This window comes from Vibrio sp. YT-19(2023), assembly GCF_033337395.1.
On sequence record NZ_JAWOQN010000592.1, the window covers coordinates 1 to 661 of the forward strand.

Consider the following 661-nt stretch of genomic DNA (forward strand, 5'->3'; position numbering starts at 1 on the left):
ATTTGTGGCTGATGAGGTTTCCCGCTACAGTTCAATCTATATTCAGCTTATTCAAAGCCGATTGCTAAAGGATGACTACCTATTGGGAAAGGAGTGTAGAGTTAACATTAAGCTGATTCCTACGGGAACTGACATGATTGTTTCGTCAGTTAACGTGCTTTCTGGTGACTCTAGAGTATGTGCTGCTGCAAAGAGTGCAATTGCACAAGTACCAAGTTTCCCGATGTCAACCGATTCAACAGTTAACCAAAGGCTGAAGGATATTAACCTTACGGTCGCACTACAACAATAAGGGATAAGCCGTGATTAAACGTCTTTTACTAGGAATGTTTGTACTGCTAGGCAGTCTAACGAATGTAGCGCACGCTGCATTGGAGCTGGTCATTACCGATGGTATTGATTCAGCACGACCAATTGCTGTTGTTCCCTTTAAATGGGAGGGCAGTCAACCACTTCCTACCGACATTTCTGCTGTCATTGCGTCTGATCTACAGCGCAGTGGTAAGTTCAGCCCAGTACCAACGAATAAAATGCCACAAACGCCATTCAATGAATCAGAAGTTAACTTTGATTCGTGGACAAGCCTTGGTGTAGATGCGTTGTTAACTGGCTCTATCAAGCAAAATGAGCAAGGCGATTACGTTGTAAATTACCAGCTTGT

At 43.4% G+C, this 661-nt stretch carries 1 protein-coding gene and 1 pseudogene; both read left to right on the forward strand.

The genetic code is table 11. The features are described from left to right. Nucleotides 1–292 (forward strand): cell envelope integrity protein TolA (gene tolA, locus R7E78_RS27330; RefSeq protein ID WP_318058779.1); only part of this gene is annotated, 292 nt, incomplete at its 5' end. Nucleotides 293–302: 10 nt separating this feature from the next. Next, nucleotides 303–661: pseudogene (locus tag R7E78_RS27335) on the forward strand (Tol-Pal system protein TolB); the annotation flags it as partial.